The organism is Xenorhabdus mauleonii, assembly GCF_900113945.1.
Lineage (GTDB): Bacteria > Pseudomonadota > Gammaproteobacteria > Enterobacterales > Enterobacteriaceae > Xenorhabdus > Xenorhabdus mauleonii.
Genome location: NZ_FORG01000001.1, coordinates 57,430 through 75,862 on the forward strand (window position 1 = coordinate 57,430; position 18,433 = coordinate 75,862).

Annotated in this window: 14 protein-coding genes and 4 tRNA genes; 11 read left to right on the forward strand and 7 right to left on the reverse strand. The window is 39.0% G+C overall.

Annotated features, from left to right (window positions below; genetic code table 11):
- Positions 1-5: 5 nt before the first annotated feature.
- The 5 genes from motB to cspE form a co-directional block, all read right to left on the reverse strand.
- Positions 6-1,019 (reverse strand): flagellar motor protein MotB, encoded by a 1,014-nt coding sequence (motB, locus tag BM100_RS00215; RefSeq protein ID WP_092507045.1) that lies wholly within the window; start codon positions 1,017-1,019, stop codon positions 6-8.
- A 2-nt stretch (positions 1,020-1,021) separates the two neighbouring features.
- A complete protein-coding gene (gene motA / locus BM100_RS00220; protein ID WP_092507046.1) occupies positions 1,022-1,903 on the reverse strand; it encodes a flagellar motor stator protein MotA in 882 nt (293 codons plus the stop codon).
- A 258-nt stretch (positions 1,904-2,161) separates the two neighbouring features.
- Positions 2,162-2,746 carry a flagellar transcriptional regulator FlhC gene (gene flhC / locus BM100_RS00225; protein ID WP_092507047.1) on the reverse strand — a complete coding sequence of 195 codons (585 nt, stop codon included), beginning with the start codon at positions 2,744-2,746 and terminating at the stop codon, positions 2,162-2,164.
- 2 nt (positions 2,747-2,748) lie between these two features.
- On the reverse strand, positions 2,749-3,099 hold the full coding sequence (gene flhD, locus BM100_RS00230) for a flagellar transcriptional regulator FlhD (RefSeq protein WP_092507048.1): 351 nt from the start codon (positions 3,097-3,099) through the stop codon (positions 2,749-2,751).
- A gap of 4,367 nt (positions 3,100-7,466) precedes the next feature.
- Entirely contained in the window at positions 7,467-7,679 is a 213-nt protein-coding gene (cspE, locus tag BM100_RS00250) for a transcription antiterminator/RNA stability regulator CspE (protein ID WP_092507051.1), read from the reverse strand.
- 491 nt (positions 7,680-8,170) lie between these two features.
- Between cspE and BM100_RS00255 the strand changes: the two genes are divergently transcribed.
- The 9 genes from BM100_RS00255 (at position 8,171) to BM100_RS23465 (ending at position 13,156) form a co-directional block, all read left to right on the forward strand.
- Positions 8,171-8,680, forward strand: coding sequence for a YlaC family protein (locus BM100_RS00255; protein WP_092507052.1), 510 nt, complete (start codon positions 8,171-8,173; stop codon positions 8,678-8,680).
- A 131-nt stretch (positions 8,681-8,811) separates the two neighbouring features.
- Positions 8,812-8,887: transfer RNA gene (locus BM100_RS00260), tRNA-Asn, on the forward strand.
- Positions 8,888-9,267: 380 nt separating this feature from the next.
- A tRNA-Asn gene (locus BM100_RS00270) sits at positions 9,268-9,343 on the forward strand.
- A gap of 400 nt (positions 9,344-9,743) precedes the next feature.
- Positions 9,744-9,819: transfer RNA gene (locus tag BM100_RS00275), tRNA-Asn, on the forward strand.
- Between the two features lie 366 nt (positions 9,820-10,185).
- Positions 10,186-10,261: transfer RNA gene (locus BM100_RS00280), tRNA-Asn, on the forward strand.
- Between the two features lie 229 nt (positions 10,262-10,490).
- The gene (pyrC, locus tag BM100_RS00285) at positions 10,491-11,543 is read left to right on the forward strand and encodes a dihydroorotase (RefSeq protein ID WP_092507054.1); all 1,053 of its coding nucleotides are present in this window, start codon (positions 10,491-10,493) and stop codon (positions 11,541-11,543) included.
- A 252-nt stretch (positions 11,544-11,795) separates the two neighbouring features.
- Positions 11,796-12,050 (forward strand): biofilm formation regulator BssS, encoded by a 255-nt coding sequence (bssS, locus tag BM100_RS00290; protein ID WP_092507055.1) that lies wholly within the window; start codon positions 11,796-11,798, stop codon positions 12,048-12,050.
- 511 nt (positions 12,051-12,561) lie between these two features.
- Positions 12,562-12,945, forward strand: coding sequence for a helix-turn-helix domain-containing protein (locus BM100_RS23460; RefSeq protein ID WP_244590614.1), 384 nt, complete (start codon positions 12,562-12,564; stop codon positions 12,943-12,945).
- Between the two features lie 58 nt (positions 12,946-13,003).
- Entirely contained in the window at positions 13,004-13,156 is a 153-nt protein-coding gene (locus BM100_RS23465) for a LuxR C-terminal-related transcriptional regulator (protein ID WP_244590620.1), read from the forward strand.
- A 125-nt stretch (positions 13,157-13,281) separates the two neighbouring features.
- On the opposite strand, the gene trhO is transcribed toward BM100_RS23465, so the two are convergent.
- Positions 13,282-14,340 carry an oxygen-dependent tRNA uridine(34) hydroxylase TrhO gene (trhO, locus tag BM100_RS00300; protein WP_092507056.1) on the reverse strand — a complete coding sequence of 353 codons (1,059 nt, stop codon included), beginning with the start codon at positions 14,338-14,340 and terminating at the stop codon, positions 13,282-13,284.
- A gap of 507 nt (positions 14,341-14,847) precedes the next feature.
- Here trhO and BM100_RS00305 point away from each other — a divergent pair.
- Both BM100_RS00305 and BM100_RS00310 read left to right on the forward strand, forming a co-directional pair.
- Positions 14,848-15,789: a Kdo(2)-lipid IV(A) acyltransferase gene (locus BM100_RS00305; protein WP_092507057.1), complete on the forward strand. Its 942-nt coding sequence runs from the start codon at positions 14,848-14,850 to the stop codon at positions 15,787-15,789.
- Between the two features lie 564 nt (positions 15,790-16,353).
- A complete protein-coding gene (locus BM100_RS00310) occupies positions 16,354-17,889 on the forward strand; it encodes a peptide MFS transporter (protein WP_092507058.1) in 1,536 nt (511 codons plus the stop codon).
- Between the two features lie 83 nt (positions 17,890-17,972).
- Here BM100_RS00310 and BM100_RS00315 read toward each other — a convergent pair whose 3' ends face one another.
- Entirely contained in the window at positions 17,973-18,416 is a 444-nt protein-coding gene (locus BM100_RS00315; protein WP_092507059.1) for a hypothetical protein, read from the reverse strand.
- Positions 18,417-18,433: the final 17 nt, after the last annotated feature.

Genomic DNA, 18,433 nt, shown 5'->3' on the forward strand with positions numbered 1-18,433 from the left:
GTTACTTACTCTGTCATCTTAGTATCACTTTGCGGTTCAACCATCGGCTGTTCCAGTTCTGTGATTTCATGTTTTATGATCACATGGGATTGTTCGGCGGGTTGCTGAGCAGGCGTTCCCTCATTCGAATCCATTCTGATGACTTCTTTCATATCCATACTGTCGTTAGCTGTCATGGCGTTGCCGCCACTGTTTTCCTGCTCAATTCTTTTTTCTGCATCTTTATTCAGCACAATGATACTGATACGGCGGTTAACCGGTGCGTTAGGATCAATGCCTTTCTGCATGCTGACAGTGGCGGCCATTCCCACGACCCGCAGGATTTTGACTTCATCCAAACCGCCAACCAGCAGTTCGCGCCTTGATGCATTAGCCCTGTCAGAAGAAAGTTCCCAGTTGCTGTAACCCCGTTGACCACTGGCATACTGTAAATTATCAGTATGTCCTGATAGGCTGATTTTATTGGGAATATCATTCAAGATCGGCGCAATTGCCCGCAAAATGTCGCTCATGTAACTTTCAACTTTTGCACTGCCAATCATGAACATCGGGCGATTTTCCCGATCGATAATCTGAATGCGTAATCCTTCATCCATCATGTCGATCAACAAATGAGGGCGTAATTCTTTAAGGCGAGGATCTGTAATGATCAATTGATCCAGTTGCTGGCGCAATCGATTCAGTCGGCGAGTTTCTTCACTGGTTTCAATCACTTTAGATTGACGGAAAACTTCCCCGTCCTGTTGGAAAACATCATCCCCTCCCCCTGGGATTGGATTAGTGTTATCACTGCTTTGTTTTCCTTTATTAATCGCTACCTGCAAAGGAGTGCGAAAATATTCCGCAATGCTGGTCAATTCTTGTGGACTGGCGATCGAGATCAACCACATCACCAGAAAGAATGCCATCATTGCCGTCATAAAATCAGCGTATGCAATCTTCCATGATCCACCACAATGGCCCGAATCATGTTTTTTACGCTTTTTTACCCTGATGACAGTAACATTGTTCGCTCTCATAATTATTCTTCAACTTCTTGTTGTACTGGGGATTTAACCCGACGAACATGCTCTTCAAGTTCAGTAAATGAAGGGCGATCGGTGAGGAATAGTGTTTTGCGACCGAATTCAACCGCTATCTGTGGTGCATAACCATGCAGGCTGGAAAGCAATGTCACTTTGATGCATTGCATCATTTTCACTTGTTCACCGCTGCGTTGGCGAAGAAGTGTCGCCAGGGGAGAAACAAAACCGTACGCCAATAAGATCCCTAAAAATGTTCCCACCATAGCGTGAGCGATCAATGCGCCCAATTCACCAGCCGGACGATCCGCAGATCCCAAGGCATGAACCACGCCCATCACAGCCGCGACAATCCCGAATGCCGGCAGTGAATCTCCCACCATCGCTAAACTTGTGGCTGGTATTTCACTTTCCTGTTCGTAAGTCTCAATTTCTTCATCCATCAAGGCTTCGATTTCATGAGGATTCATATTGCCGCTGATGATCAAGCGCATATAATCCGTGATGAAATCCATCAGATTTTGATCTTTCAACAAACGGGGATATTGTGTGAAGATATCGCTTTGATGTGGATTTTCGATATCCCTTTCCAAAGATAAAAGCCCGTGCTGGCGGGATTTGGATAACAAGCGAAACTGGAGCGCCATCAGATCCATATACATCGCTTTGTTATATCTCGATCTGCGCAATATTTTTGGTAAAACACGCAGTGTTGCTTTGATCGCTTTGCCATTGTTGCCCACGATAAAAGCACCGATCCCCGCACCTGCAATAATCAAAAATTCTGCTGGTTGATAAAGTGCGCCCATGTGGCCACCGACAAGCAGATAGCCACCAATTACCGCACCAAAAACCACGATATATCCTAAAAGTACTAACACGCGATATCCTTTAGCTAAGTTGGTAAGCAGATGGGATTTGAACAGAGCGAATTGAGAAATGAAGAAGGGTGTGGTGACAAGTTACAGGTTTATCCCCGTTGTCTTTCAAGTTGCAATTTTGTTGGCTGCGCTCACTCCCCCCAGTCACATAGTTAGCTATGCTTCTGGGGATCCGTTCACTTGCCGCCTCGACGCACCTCGAAATCCATAGGGTTTATGCCCAAACCTGTAACTTGAATTTTACTTTCCCATTTTAATTCACATAGCTTGCTGAGCAAATCCATCCAGCATTTGTGAATTAGTATCGGCAAGTTGCGAGGAAAGTTTACGTTTTTTTACCGCTCGTGAAGGAGGTTGGCAAAGACTGCAAACAAAACTATTTACTGGTTGGTGAGCATGAGTGATAAAAGTTCCGCCACAGCAACGGCATCCCGTTGGCTGTAACATTCCACTATCCACAAATCGAACCAGTGTCCAAGCTCTGGTCAATGCCAAAACTGGCCCATCTCCATTATCGTCTGGGGGACATTGCTCAAGGTACAGACGGTAGGCTCTGACAACAGCCTCTACACCTTCACAATGTCCGCTTTTCAACAAAAAACGGTAAGCATTGTAGAACATTGACGAATGAATATTCTGTTCCCAAGTCATAAACCAGTCCGTTGAAAAAGGGAGCATTCCTTTAGGCGGAGGACTTCCCCGCAATTCCTTATACAGCCTGATCAATCGACCTCTGCTTAGCTGCGTTTCACTTTCAAGCATCTGTAAACGCGCGCCCAAGGTGATCAGTTCCATTGCCAAATGAATATCTTTCGCTTCCTGAACAATACTTTTTTCAGCCATCTTTACGCTCTTTTCTTGATTGAAGTGTCATCTTGCGCGGATAACTGCTGAAAAAGATGAGTAGACAACAAGATACCGGTGTGAATTTGTTGTAGATCATCCACCCGCGATTCCTTTGTTAACTGCTGTACTGTTTCGTGGTCTTCAAGACGAAAATGGCAAATCAGTTGGTTCGTTTCAGCTAATTTTACTAACTGAGGCAATGTCAGCTCGGCCAACGTATCAGCCATCGATTCACTAATACCTAAACGGAACATCGCAGATGCTTTCTCATGGTTAATTAGCCGCTGTGCTAAAAGCAAATACGATAAATTTATGTCATAAATATGTTTGAGCAATTCAAGCGTACTCATTTTTATATATCCCGTCCGATTACATGAAAAAATTAAATTAAGTGATCAAAGAATCACTCACGACAAAATTACCAGTAGCATGAGATTCAATAATCTCCGACATAACTGAAATATACATCTTTAGCCAGAGCAGTAACTGTCCTTTGTATTACTCTTGGGATCGCCCAATTTCTAAAATATTTCGGTAATGGGTTGTGAAAGTATTATTGCGTCATCTGGGTAATGCACTTGCCACAATTGATTAAGAATATTCTTAATGCTAATTAACTTTACTCCTGAATCATCGACTTATACAACGGAGAATATATGCCATTTTAAATACTATGTGATCTAGATCACAAAACTGACACTTTTTATTATGATTCTAGCTCATTAACTATTCAAGCAATAGGAAATAGAAAATAGTCCACAATTAATAAGTTAAATTATCTAAATAAAAATATTAGAGACTGTTTTTTGTTTTATGCGATCTATTAAACTTATAAATCCAAAATAACGATAAAAAATCCTTCCCTGAGCGAAATTAAAAAGATCTTAGCGTAATTTGCATCTTGATAATGTAGGTAGGTACTCATCTTCCACTATAACTTGATTTAGATCATAGTTATGCCAAATTTATTAATTATATGTAAATACTAGTTATTAAAAAGATACCAGTCTGATCATTTTTAGTTTATGATCGTGTTTTTTTCAGACAGAAGAAAGTTAAGTGGTTCAACCACTTGATAGACAAATCTTATACAGAACTCAAAAATAAGATAAAATACAGTATGATATTGAAATAAAAAAACATCTGCTCCAAAAACCCCATCAAACACAAGCGCCAAGGCTTTGCTAATTCAATAAAATCCACTCCCACCCCAAGCTGGCAGAGCCATTATTAGTCACAACCATTAATAAATTTACCTAAACAAAAATGAAGTAAACATAGACCGATAGTGGTATAAATTTAACTAAATGCCAGCAACCGATTATTTCCCTCCATTGGCTAACTTACACCCCAAATTAATAAGATAAATTAATGTGTATATTTTATAACCACAAAGACAATGATAAGAATAATAAATGTTTTTAGGGGCAAATCAGAGATAACAAACTGATGAAAAAATGCAGAAAAAAACCACCTATTGACTAAAAATTAATTTACTTAGATAACGTAAAATATGGATATAAAATCACTCCCAAATGCAAATTTGGCAATAATTTGTTATTGTACAAAATACAATTAATAGAAGAATAAATATTTAAAATAAAATGGGATATTTAATATAGAGAAAATAAATATAAAAAAGGAATTTCTCCTACTTAATTTTAAATTCTATCAGTAATAAATGATTTAACCTTCCGTTTCAAATAAGAAAAATAACCGCTAAATATAACGCTATTATTTCCTTAAATTCATATGCATTGTGATAGACAGTTCATATTCAAAGAATAACATCAATGCCTATTCTAAATATTCACAAAAAATTTGTTCTAATGCAGGTTTCAATGACAGATTTTCTGTATAGATTACTTTCTTCACTCAAACAGAATAACATGTTAAATAATGAGGATTATTTACAACCATTCACCAGAACAGTGAACACAAAAGCGCTTCATCATTTGATGGGCTTGCAACAACTTATTAGTGTCTTAATTAACCATAGAACACTATCTTACTATAGCGCGATAACCCAATTAGGTTACTAAAGGAATAAATGGAATGTAAGTAGTCAGTACTAATATTATTAGTGCTATTAATAAAATGAGTAATACACTATCGTGGCAGCAAAATAAATTTTTTGTGTGCATAATATACACAAAATTCATACAGTCTCCCACCCTCTTTCCACAAACTATCTTGGTTGAAATAAAGGAGGGTCTTCTGCATTGTTCACTGCAAATACATACCACTTCACAGCGTATGCCGCGATACAGGGCAGCATAAGCAAAATCGATTCAGAACAGAAAACACCCAACTTCCTTGCGCATCTCACTGACAGGCAATTTTGCGAAAGAGTGGCTCAATTCTACCTTATGGCAAAAACAGTAGTGAAATATCGTACATTAGGTTTTGTACGAGCAAATGAATGGACAACATCAATAAAAATGGAATAAATGCGCTGACTGGCAAGTAATAAATAAGTTTATTGAATTTTAGATCGTCATAATATTTAAATATTCTATAATTATACCAAACGTTTTCCTTACCTTAATTACCCCTCGTCTAATACCGACAGGTTTCCCAGACAAAATGATCCACCAGATCTTTTGTAACAGCAGTGCTTGTATCAAGAAAAATTCTGACAGGCCCATCTCTAATGTCAGAGCAGAATTTATTCCATAATCATAAAAATCGGTGAGATGTGCATTATTCTGTAATGATTTTAAAATATGTGATTTTTTGAGTGGGATTAACTTACAAAAACTGACCTTAATCCACTTTTTTTGAAAGGTCTTCATCTCTCATTAGTTCAATGCAAAGGTAAATGAGAATATTCCCAGAATCTAAATCCACTTTGTGACAAACTTGAGCGGCAATTACAGGATTATCTCCGGTAATTAACTTAACTGAAACCTCATTTCATTTAATGCCGAAATGTCATTGTTACAGTCTCTCTTAACAACTATAAAAATGTTAATAAGGCAGCCAAAACCCCCCACTTATCGACAGTTACAGAAAGCAGGGATTACACTTCATCACAGCTTAACTCCTGTGCCGCTCAGATTAACACCTTGAAACCTTGTTCGTTATTACGGCTAACCAGTTCCATTGCATTGTTGTAGCTTTCTTCAGTAAGAGGAATTATTTTCTCTTTTATCCTTATATGGGAGCAAACTGATAACACTTTCTTAGTAACATATTTAAAAACAATTTGCTGTTTTTTAAACAAAATATGCTCAAAAAATAACAGACGGCATCCAATGGAACTAAAAGGTAAATCATCAATTTTTCTGTAGCCGCAGTTGAAATTAGCACACCAATTTCAACTGTTACACCAGACAATCGTTTGTTCCATTCTGCTTCTGATGATGCTTTTATAGAAGTGCCCAACCAAGTTCGGTGCGGTACAAGAGCCTCTTTTTCCTTTCCTCTGTATATAAATAGTACCGGAGAATAATTTTGTCTTGCACTTAACCCTATATGATCGTCCCATAACAATTTCTAACATAATAATTTACAGAGATACAATTAATATCATAATTATTACCTTGTGCAGCAAAAACATATAGACATTATTTTGATCAGATTTACTTTCAATTGCCATACGAACCCACCCCCTCATTTCAGCCGCCATAAAAACAACTCTCTTTTACTCAGCAAAGAGTCTTTTTCATATGAAGATTATTCGACCGCTTGCTTTATAAGCAGATTTTATTCGAGGTGCGAGAATATGATGTGTTAATAACATAAATGATGCGAGGAAGATATGAGCTAAATATTGGGAGCATTATCCTTGTTACTTTCTATATATGTTATTTTGGAATAATTAATAACAAATAGTTTTAATGGTATAGCTCAATGAAACCATCCAAAATACAAAGCATAATATGGAATGAAGAATGATATGAAATGAAAAGTTAGCAATGTTAGCTACACAACCTTTGCCATAATGTTAAATAAAATGGCGTCAAACGGATGAATACACTGTTAATTATTCAGTTTATTGGCCGATTGAGCATATTTTGAGGGTTGCCATATCGATGTTTCGGACATGAATATCTCCCAGTTAACTTTATTTACTGGTGTTCAGTCTCAGAAGATCTATTGGTTGGCTCAGGCATAGAGCGCATCGGCTTCTCTGGCTTTTCCTTCTCTTGCTATCGCGTTATAACATAGCCTGGAATCGATCGGGTATTGAGATCTATCGGATATACAGCAACAACAAAAATTGCTCTCATTTATTAGATATAAGAAGTTTCCTATGAAAACTATTTATTTATAAATTACAGGTAATAGGCACTTAAAGAGATATCTCTTTTGTACACGAAATAAAATGATGGTGATAATTTAATTCAGGATAGTTACTTGTTTGTGCTCGGAAGAAATAAGAAATGCGTATTTTACATTTAATTAATACGTTGTTAATGGCGTTGTTCTCTGGTTCCCAGCACCAAATAACTTTTCGTTGGATGAACAGAAATCATGCTATTTAAGCAGTTCCTGCCTTTTTAGATAGCAACAAATCAGATAAAGATAAGCCGTCATATACAGGTTATCTGGCAATTTTCTAGGGAGAATTCTGTCGATCAACTTATTGATATCAAAATATTTTAGGTTGGGAATAGTGAAGAATGGCACAGAAAGGATTTCATAGTACAGAAAAGCAAAAAGCCCGCCAGGGCATTTTTTAACCGGCGAGCTCAGTAAGGCTTAAAGGCAATTAGATAGCATTTACATTTGCTGCTGCTGGGCCTTTGGCACCATTTTCAATGGTGAATTCTACGTTCTGGCCTTCTGCCAGAGTTTTGAAACCGTTACCTTGAATGGCAGAGAAGTGTACGAATACGTCTTTGCTACCATCAGCTGGAGTGATGAAACCAAAGCCTTTAGATTCGTTGAACCACTTCACTTGACCTTTCATTTTGTCAGACATTTGACTTTCCTATATATCAAAAAAAACTCGCCACCTCGGGCATGTGTTGGCCAGTATCAGCTATTACTTATGGAGGCACTAAGAAGGAAACGGTCAACAAAGGCTACCAAAGATAGCACTTACACATAACTCATTAACTCAAGATGTCGTACATAAAGTAGGTCTGTTAATCAGGCCAGACGCATTAACGCATTAACGCACACGAATAGCAACCTTTTTATGAGTAATCGTTTTAAAAAAACTGAATACGCTCAATATTAGAACAAAATAATATAATAAAAGGGGGTGTTTATAATTTTATTTGATTTATTCAACTTTTGTCTTAGCAAAAATACTGATATTACTCACTGACAATAACAATTTTCCAAATAATTTAAAGTAATTGCTATACGGATACATGTGCCAGACATGTTAACCTTTGAAAATAGTACTACTTTCAATTCGGTTACGTTTTGACAAAACTTTTCTACAAAAATAAGTGGGATAGTATTATGAACATCATCAAACAGATATTGATTCAGGATCTTGAGCGGATCAATTTTAAAGAGCATCGTGATGGTAAAGTGCATTTTAACAGCATTTTCATTCGCCACCATCCCTACCTATGTCTGGCGATGGTTGTTGCTTATGCCCTTTTTGCAGCCCTTATGTTATATGCACCCTATTTCGGCCCATGGTCCCTTTTTGCATTTACTATAGCTTTTATTGTTATGGCGGCTGTTTTACTTTTTGATATTAAGCCAATCTATCATTTTGAGGATATTGACGTACTCGATCTACGTGTATGTTATAACGGTGAATGGTTTGTTAACGAACGCGTATCCAAAAATGCGGTCAATAAAATACTTACCCATCCACGAGTACCTGACGAAATGAAACATGACATCAAGCGCATTATGAAAAGAAAACACGGTATTTGTTTTTACGATGTGTTTATGCTCAGTTGCTCAGAACAATCACCCTATGCTCAATCTATGAATATGGCGAGTAAAAGTGCATAAATTCAACACATTAGTACAACAATAACGCAATGTGAACATATAGCAGGCAAGCGGTGAGAAAAGCGAATTTTTACGTTGACACTATTCAAGGACATCGTTAATATTCGCTCCGTTCTCAGGAACAACCCAATTCCTCCATAGTTCAGTCGGTAGAACGGCGGACTGTTAATCCGTATGTCGCTGGTTCGAGTCCAGCTGGAGGAGCCAAATTCAAAGCATCTCGCCGAGCTGTTTTAAGTGTGATGTTTAAATCAAGCTAAAACCTTTAGCAAAAATGATTTAGAACGGCCTTCCCTACGGAAGGCCGTTTTTTTATGCCTGAATTTATCCCTAATTTTTCGATTCATTGCTGTCTTAAACTCATTTAACACACCTTCGCATTTTACTGTCTGGCATCTCGCTGCGATGGTTACGTTCACTTTCATCATCAGGAAAGTTTGCAATCCCAGTAAGATTTTTATCAAAAAACAACAAAAAATCGCCATATTGCACGCAACTTAATCACTTGAACTGATTTTTCTTTTTTCCTCTTTACAATACCAAAGCATTCCCTGTATTATTCGCCCCGTTCTCAGGAACAACCCAATTCCTCCATAGTTCAGTCGGTAGAACGGCGGACTGTTAATCCGTATGTCGCTGGTTCGAGTCCAGCTGGAGGAGCCAGATTATGAGAAGCCCGATTAGTTTTGCTAGTCGGGCTTTTTGCTTTTCAGTACCCTAGATTTGCCCACCAACTCTACAAAGCCATTCACACTCAAATACCGCACTTAATGCGTTGTTCAGCTAACGCCCAATTTAACTATAACCCCTTGGATTTTGAATTGCGTCCAGGCAACAAGAGAAAACTTCCCCGGAACATAAATGGCTATGAAATTAAATAACGATACAGCCTAAATGAACAGCGTACGCGGCCAATAAAGTGGCAACTTTAAAGACGATGGGCATAAATAAGATCAAAAACAGTCCAACACGCACATATTACAATCAATCAAACAGTTATCTCGATTTTCTGCTTTGACAAATGCAAAGAGTCCCGTTAATATGCACCCCGTCTTGAAGGAGTTCCTCCATAGTTCAGTCGGTAGAACGGCGGACTGTTAATCCGTATGTCGCTGGTTCGAGTCCAGCTGGAGGAGCCAAATATTCTGAGAAGCCTGATTAGTTTGACTAGTCGGGCTTTTTGCTTTTTTACTCCCTTCTCACCCGATCTTAGCTTGATTCTGGGTAAGTATTTTCACTCTGCTCTACCAAAAGCTAACTACAGCAATTTATCACTGAAATTCTTGTATTATTACCTTTAAAAAATTCCCTTTCACCTGCTACGTTCCTGCTGGGCAATCTATCCTCCATAGCCTCTTTGGCGACTAATTTTCCTTCAAACCCACAGGGAAAAGTCTAAAAAAGATGCACAAAGCTCACATTGAGAGCAATCAAACCACTATTGCGCTTTTCTGCTTTGACAAACCGAAAGAGTCCCGTTAATATGCACCCCGTCTTGAAGGAGTTCCTCCATAGTTCAGTCGGTAGAACGGCGGACTGTTAATCCGTATGTCGCTGGTTCGAGTCCAGCTGGAGGAGCCAAATTCAATTCACCCTCGTGTTATTACTTCTATTTTTTCCTTTTTTGATACGATAAATTCCTCTGAATACCCTCGTTTAATTAAAATTAAAATCTTACATTTTAAAAAATAGCGGAATTTTATCATTCAATAATAGCTATTTAACCATTTTCGCTTTATCATCCTCATCCGGCTTAAGGAATGCTGAATCAGCATCCGACGTTTCTCACCCATATTCTGGAGCCGGTTCCATGACCACTAAATCGTATACAATTAAAATCCGCCGCCCTGACGACTGGCATATTCATTTTCGCGATGGTGATATGTTAAAAACCACTGTCCCTCATACCAGCCGTTTCTTTGGTCGAGCTATTGTCATGCCCAACCTTGTCCCTCCAGTGACAGATATTGCCAGTGCCAAAGCCTACAAAGAACGGATAATTGCGGCAATCCCGGCAGACCACCATTTCCAACCTCTTATGACTTGTTACCTGACTGATACAACAGACAGCAATCAAATTGAAGCCGGTTTTAAAGAAGGGGTTTTCACTGCCTGTAAACTTTATCCAGCTAATGCAACAACCAATTCCAGTCACGGCGTTTCTGATATCGAAAAAATCTATCCTGTATTAGGAACGATGGAAAAAATAGGAATGCCTTTACTGATCCATGGCGAAGTTACCGCAGCCCATATTGATATTTTCGATCGTGAAGCCCGGTTTATCGAACAAGTCATGGAGCCATTGCGTAAACAATTTCCTGCCTTAAAAGTTGTTTTTGAACATATTACGACTAAAGAAGCTGCAGAATACGTACTTGAAGGAAACGATTATTTAGGCGCAACCCTGACACCACAGCATTTGATGTTCAACCGCAATCATATGTTGGTTGGTGGTATCCGCCCTCACCTTTATTGTTTACCTGTATTAAAACGCAATATTCACCAAGAAGCTCTGCGTTCCGCAGTTGCCAGCGGCTGCAAGCGTTTCTTTTTGGGAACAGATTCAGCACCTCATACGTTGCACCGCAAAGAATCATCGTGTGGTTGTGCTGGTGTTTTTAATGCACCAACCGCACTGGCTGCCTATGCCACAGTGTTTGAAGAAATTGGGGCGATGGAACATTTTGAATCTTTCTGCTCCCTCAATGGCCCTGCCTTCTACAACTTACCTGTTAATGACGGCTTTATTGAGCTGACACGCAAACCAACTCCCGTGGTTGAGCATATCGAATGCGGGAATGAAAAGTTAATACCTTTCCTTGCCGGAGAAGATGCTGGCTGGGAAATCAAGGTATGTGAGTAACCATTAACCTGACAATTGTGCGGAAATCATCCATTCTCCGCACAATTTTCTTATTTTTTCACTTAGTTATAATCAATAAGAATAAACCACAACTATTTCTAGCTGTGATAAGTAGAAATTCCTACTTTTTCACTTCTTAGATTGCCAAAAAGGGTTATACTGCTATTTACTCATTCCAAGATATGGGCATGAGTTTTTTTGCTCTTAGTCAATAATATCAATTATGATGCGGCAGTCTGATTAGGAGGTTGTATGGAAAGAAAAAATGAAATAATTCAAACCCATCCTATTGTAGGCTGGGATATCAGTACGGTTGATGCCTATGACGCGATGATGATACGCATTCACTATTCATCTTCTCAGGATCAAGCCCCTGATAATGTCAGTGTCGACAAAACCTTATGGCTAACCACAGGCGTTGCAAAACAGCTTATTCGCATTTTACAGGCTGGAATTGACAAGATAGAAGCATCTGAATACAGTCAACTTGATCACATTAAACACTAACCATCAATTCCTATACTCCAAAGACTTTTGGACACTCAATGTTACTGGTTCCCTTGAGTGTCCAGCATTAACACCTAGCATTAATACCAGCGCGTATTACCATCCAGCCACATTATCATTATGCATCCTATGAAGTTAGGGCTGCGTCGAGTCGGCAAGCAAGTGGAAAATCCACCAGAAATGAACCTGTCCAGCCAAAGCTAAAACCTCTCATATCTGTCGAAAACATAACAGATCGTATGATTATAAAAACACTGATCAAGGTGATGGACGCAGCCAACAACGCAGCAACTTGAAAGGCGAAGGGATAGTTTATTATTTTTCACGATGCTGTATTATACGGCGGTATTAATCTATTAAACGTTCAACTATCACGCTAATCATTAAAATGATAACTTTATTTATGTGTTATCTATATCTTAGTATCAACGATATTTAAACATCAGCCAGTTTTATATCAACCATACATTTTTAAAACCAATCACAGTAGAAGAACAAGGATGTTCAAATTATGAAAATATTAATCATTGATGAATGCCATTATACCCGTCTGGGAGCCATTGAATTTCTAAAAGGAAATACAGGAATACTTTCTATCGGTGTTGAGTCAATTTGTGATGCAATAAATATTTTTCCGATATTCTCTCCTGACATTATTTTAGTAAACCTGACAAACTACGGCTATCGCTGTGAATATAATAATCAAATGGAATTATTTATTTCATTAGCTAATCAAGCGCGTATTTATATGTATATCAACAAACCTTACCCTATTGGAAAAACACCTATCCAATTGACAAACAAGGATTTTATTTTATCAAAACAATACCTGGCAACGCTACTTGAACGTCTAAAAAAAATGGCACCTTATGATATTCAACGTTACTTTTTCTAATTTTAACGAATATAGTTCTATTTTTAGTCCTCAAGAAAGTAAAGTTATCTATTATTGGATGTTGGAAATTGAAAACCACAAGATCGCCAAAATATTAAAAATCAGCAATAGCACGGTTTATTCTCATAAAAGGCATATTATAGAAAAAATGAATCTCTCTAATAAAATTGAGTTAGTTTTTATTTACAATATTTTTAAATATGTCTGCTAACTTGTGAATGGTCTTTTAGGGGAAATAATTCTGTACTGTTTACGCTAATTTATTGCATCAATACATTCATTGATTAGCTTCAAATTACCGCCAATAAAGCGGTAATTTGAAACAAAAAAGAGATGTTACTTAATGGATTGAAGTGAAGTTATATTCAAACCATCATTTAGACGATAACGAGATTTATTGAAGATTTTAGCTCCATTCTCTCTGCCAGCCCGACGAGCACGTTGTTCGTCTTCTGGGAGCCTCATCTCTTCGCGGCAAGTATCACTACAGCAGCCTTCAAAACGCTCTGCACAAGATGGGCACTGAATAAACAGCAAGTGGCAGCCATCATTTTTACAGTTAGTATGGCTATCGCATTGCGCACCACACTGATGGCAATGTGCAATAACATCTTCAGAGATGCGTTCACCCATACGTTCATCAAAAACAAAGTTTTTACCAATAAATTTTACCGGCAATCCTGCTTCTTTCGCTTTGCGGGCATACTCAATAATGCCACCTTCTACGTGGTAAACATTGTTGAAGCCATTATGCAGCATATAAGCACTGGCTTTTTCACAACGAATTCCACCAGTGCAATACATGACGATATTTTTATCTTTATCGTCCTTCAGCATGTCAACGGCCATTGGCAACTGCTCACGGAAGGTATCTGAAGGTACTTCAATTGCGTTTTCGAAGTGCCCTACTTCATATTCATAGTGGTTGCGCATATCAACGAAGACAGTTTCAGGATCATCCAGCATTTGGTTAACCTGCTCGGCCTTGAGATACTGCCCCGTGTTTGATGGATTAAACGTTTCATCTTCAATACCATCAGCAACGATGCGTTCACGCACTTTCATGCGTAATACCCAAAATGATTTGCCATCATCTTCCAGGGCAATGTTCAGACGCAGATTAAATAATGCCGGATCAGTTTCATCCAGCAATGCTTTCAGTGCATCAACATTTTTGGAAGGTACGCTGATTTGCGCATTGATACCCTCTTTGGCGATATAAACCCGCCCGAAGACAGACAATTCAACAAATTTTTGATACAGGTGATCGCGAAAATCTTGCGGCTCGGAAATGGTAAAATATTTGTAAAAAGAGATAGTTGTGCGTGGCTCAGCTTCAGCCAACATACGTTCTTTCAGCTCTTTATTAGAAATACGGTTATGTAACACTGGCATGGTGTACGAAATATCCTCGTAGTTCATTGATATGAATGCATTTATGCCTGTTTATGTCCACTGGGTGGGCACACTAGGCCATGATCGAAAATTTTAACTAAAAGCCTCAAGCCCACACTTGAGGTTTTTTATTTTCGACAATATTACTTTTTCTTGTGACCTAGATCTATCTATCTGTGTCCTAAATCGACTTAAACCCCGAAACTGGCTGTCTTATCACCGTCATTTCGGAGCAGAAATGTTCCTTAATTTTTGCAGAGCGTTACCGACTTCAATGACTGGACAGGGAAAAATATGGGGTTTCCCATAACCTTGGCTGGAAGCACTGATAGATAAGTTATAACGCAGTCATAATACAGTCAGATTCATGCCTGCTGAGCACACAAAAGGGCAACCAATATAGCGCAAACATTTGAATATCGCGCACAGGAATATCATAATCATGACAAATATGATCCTTATGGCCTATCGCAGTAGGTATCTCCACAAATAACATACTGAAAACACATGATACAAGCACCCTCTTTTCATCGTTCATTTTTACATCCCCGCTATTGGTTAACTTGGTTGGGGATCGGCATACTTTATGTACTGGTTTTACTCCCTTATCCTGCAATTTATTGGTTGGGTACTCGGCTCGGTCGGTTGTCACAACGTTTTTTAAAAAAACGGGCCAAAGTTGCCGAACGTAATTTAGCTCTCTGTTTCCCTGAGATGTCACCAGCGCAACGGCAGGAATGGTTGGTGAAAAACTTCGAATCGGTCGGCATGGGTTTGTTTGAAACCGGAATGGCCTGGTTTTGGCCTGATTGGAGAATCAAACGCTGGTTTAAAGTCACGGGCCGAGAAAATATTCAAACTGTGCAATCCAAGGGCCAAGGGATCATCGTGGTTGGGATCCATTTTCTGACACTGGAATTAGGTGCACGCATCTTTGGTATACTGAACCCGGGCATCGGTGTTTATCGCCCAAATGACAATCCTGTCATGGATTGGCTGCAAACCTGGGGACGGCTGCGCTCCAATAAATACATGCTCGATAGAAAGGATGTAAAGGGCATGATCCGCGGCTTGAAGAATGGCGAAATTGTCTGGTACGCACCTGACCATGATTATGGCCCCCGCAACAGTGTATTCGCGCCATTATTCGCGGTTGAACATACAGCAACAACGACCGGAACCTCCATTCTCGTTCGCCTGTCAAATCCAGCTTTAATACCCTATACTCCGCGTCGGTTGCCTGATGGAAAAGGCTATGAGCTGATTATTCAACCTGCTGTAGAGGGATTCCCTATGAAAGATGAAGTGGAAGCCGCAACATTTATGAATAAGGTGATAGAAAAAGAGATTATGCAGGCACCTGAGCAATATATGTGGTTACACCGCCGTTTTAAAACACGTCCTGAAGGTATGCCATCACTATATGGTGAAAACGATAACATTCACTGATATATCTGCTCTTTTTCATATTGCAGATTTTTGATTGTTTCACCGATTCCAAGCATATTATCCCGGTCACATAGAGAATTGTGGCCGGGAAAATCCCCCAATATATCCCTGCACAATAGTGTCGCCATATACATCCATTCCTTATTTCCAATAAAAATTTAGCGTTTTTATGTAACCCTATCTGTTTAAAAAATCACGCCCGCATAGTGATTAAAAAAATTAGAATAATTTAAATTAAGTAAATTCAATTCATTGTTTAATAACTAAATTAATTAAAAAGAATAAAAAAATACGACGTCTAGTATCTGGATCACATATCCATGATTAAATTCCAAAATTGCGATTCTTATCGACTTTCACTCTAAAAAGTGGAATATAAAATAGAAAATGTGCTTTTTGTTGCTACAAAAAGCAGTGAAAGTGTTAAAACTATACTAACAATTAAGTAAGTAGCTTTATAAGAATGTGTTAATGCGTTTATTTAATATGATTATAAAGTGACCTTTTATTTTAACTTGTAAAACATATCCATCATGATGATGAATCTTTAGGAAGAATTATTAGATGCAATCTTCAACCAATAATGGAAAAAATAAGACATTTTTCGGGCACCCATATCCACTCAGTGCTCTTTTTTTAGCAGAGATGTGGGAGCGATTCTCATTCTATGGAATTCGCCCTCTTTTAATTTTGTTTATGTCCGCCGCAATTTTCGATGGCGGTATGGGAATACCCCGTGAACAAGCCTCTGCTATTGTCGGTATTTTTGCTGGCAGTATTTATCTAACATCATTACCGGGTGGGTGGCTCGCCGATAATTGGTTAGGGCAGCGTCTTGCTGTTTGGTATGGTTCAATTATTATCGCATTGGGGCACCTTTCAATCGCCCTTTCTGCAATTTGGAGCAATAACTTGTTCTTCATTGGGTTACTGCTCATCACACTTGGTACTGGCCTGTTCAAAACCTGTATCACCGTTATAGTCGGTACGCTATACAAAAAAGATGATCCACGCCGTGATGGAGGTTTTTCCCTCTTTTACATGGGAATTAACTTAGGCTCTTTAATTGCAGCATTAATCACTGGCTGGTTGGTAAAAGATTATGGCTGGCATTGGGGTTTTGGGGTCGGTGGATTGGGAATGTTAGTTGCATTGCTGATTTTCCGCTTTTATACCATTCCCTCAATGCGTCGTTATGATCAAGAAGTGGGACAGGATTCCAGCTGGGAACGCCCAATGGTAAAACGCAAAAATGTTGGCAAATGGGTCAGCATGGTTGCAATAGCTATCATTGCGATCGTTGCGCTGGTAATAGTGGATGTCATTCCATTTGATCCTGTAAAAATTGCCAATATATTGGTCTATGTTATTTCAACCAGCGTTATTCTCTATTTTGCTTATTTGTTCCTGTTTGCTGGTTTAGATCGCAACGAGAAAGTGCGGTTGTTCATCTGTTTTATTCTGTTGGTTTCCGCCGCGTTATTCTGGTCAGCATTCGAGCAAAAACCCACCTCTTTTAACCTGTTTGCCAATGATTATACTGACCGCATGGTGCTGGGTTACGAAATTCCTGCAGTTTGGTTTCAGTCGCTCAACCCCCTGTTTATTATTCTTCTGGCGCCACTATTCAGCTGGTTATGGCCTGCTTTAGCAAAACGTAATATGAACCCAAACAGCATCGGTAAATTTGTGATTGCAATGTTACTTGCTGCTGGCGGCTTTGCCATCATGATGTTCGCTTCACAGAATGTGCTGGAAACGCAAGGTTCAGTTTCACCATTATGGCTGACATTCAGTATCCTCATGCTGACTATGGGCGAACTTTGCCTCAGCCCAATCGGGCTGGCAACCATGACAGTATTGGCACCAGCCCATATGCGCGGGCAAGTTATGGGATTATGGTTCTGCGCCAGTGCGCTAGGCAACCTTGCCGCAGGTTTGATAGGTGGTAATGTGCGGGCAGATCAGCTGGATCACCTGCCTCAATTATTCTCCAATGTCTCACTGTCATTGGTCATACTCTCAGTAATTCTACTTGCATTCATTATCCCTATCCGCCGTTTGATGAATAGCGTGAGCGAAACGGAAGCAAAATCCTGATTGCTGGCGTAATGACAAATCATCAACTTGGTGATTAAAAGCAAAAACCATCCCCATTATCTGGGGATGGCTTTCAATAGCACCTAATAAAAACCACAGGCATCTTGAATATCAGCATAGGAATAACCATTTCCCTGCTCTTTTTCTAATTTCTGCTTAGTTTCTCTATAGCACTGACGTTTAGTCTGTTTCTGTACATGTTGCATAGAGTGTGTTTTGTTCAACTGGGGAGCAGAGCGGAACTGTTTTTCATTCCAATCATAAGAAAATGACAGATTATTTTGCTGCGTTGACCTATTATTGTATTCCTTAAGCTCATTTTCTCGTTTTTCAGCCAAGGCATTATCCTCAGCCAATTTTTTCGTATCCCAATGCCCATGATTTAACCCCTCTCTTTTTTTCAAATACTCTTGAGAAGGTTTATTATCAGCAGGTATATCGCTTTTGTAACTCAAATCCAATGCAAAAGCCTGAGAAAAACACACCGAAAAAACAAACAACAGGCAAGAAACTCCTTTGATTTTCATATCTTTCCTTAGTAAAA

Coding starts and splice junctions, on each gene's coding strand:
- motB (WP_092507045.1), bottom strand. CDS start 1,019: ATGAGAGCGAACAATGTTACTGTCATCAGGGTAAAAAAGCGTAAAAAA.
- flhC (WP_092507047.1), bottom strand. CDS start 2,746: ATGGCTGAAAAAAGTATTGTTCAGGAAGCGAAAGATATTCATTTGGCA.
- flhD (WP_092507048.1), bottom strand. CDS start 3,099: ATGAGTACGCTTGAATTGCTCAAACATATTTATGACATAAATTTATCG.
- cspE (WP_092507051.1), bottom strand. CDS start 7,679: ATGTCTGACAAAATGAAAGGTCAAGTGAAGTGGTTCAACGAATCTAAA.
- BM100_RS00255 (WP_092507052.1), top strand. CDS start 8,171: ATGAACATCATCAAACAGATATTGATTCAGGATCTTGAGCGGATCAAT.
- pyrC (WP_092507054.1), top strand. CDS start 10,491: ATGACCACTAAATCGTATACAATTAAAATCCGCCGCCCTGACGACTGG.
- bssS (WP_092507055.1), top strand. CDS start 11,796: ATGGAAAGAAAAAATGAAATAATTCAAACCCATCCTATTGTAGGCTGG.
- BM100_RS23460 (WP_244590614.1), top strand. CDS start 12,562: ATGAAAATATTAATCATTGATGAATGCCATTATACCCGTCTGGGAGCC.
- BM100_RS23465 (WP_244590620.1), top strand. CDS start 13,004: ATGTTGGAAATTGAAAACCACAAGATCGCCAAAATATTAAAAATCAGC.
- trhO (WP_092507056.1), bottom strand. CDS start 14,340: ATGCCAGTGTTACATAACCGTATTTCTAATAAAGAGCTGAAAGAACGT.
- BM100_RS00305 (WP_092507057.1), top strand. CDS start 14,848: ATGATACAAGCACCCTCTTTTCATCGTTCATTTTTACATCCCCGCTAT.
- BM100_RS00310 (WP_092507058.1), top strand. CDS start 16,354: ATGCAATCTTCAACCAATAATGGAAAAAATAAGACATTTTTCGGGCAC.
- BM100_RS00315 (WP_092507059.1), bottom strand. CDS start 18,416: ATGAAAATCAAAGGAGTTTCTTGCCTGTTGTTTGTTTTTTCGGTGTGT.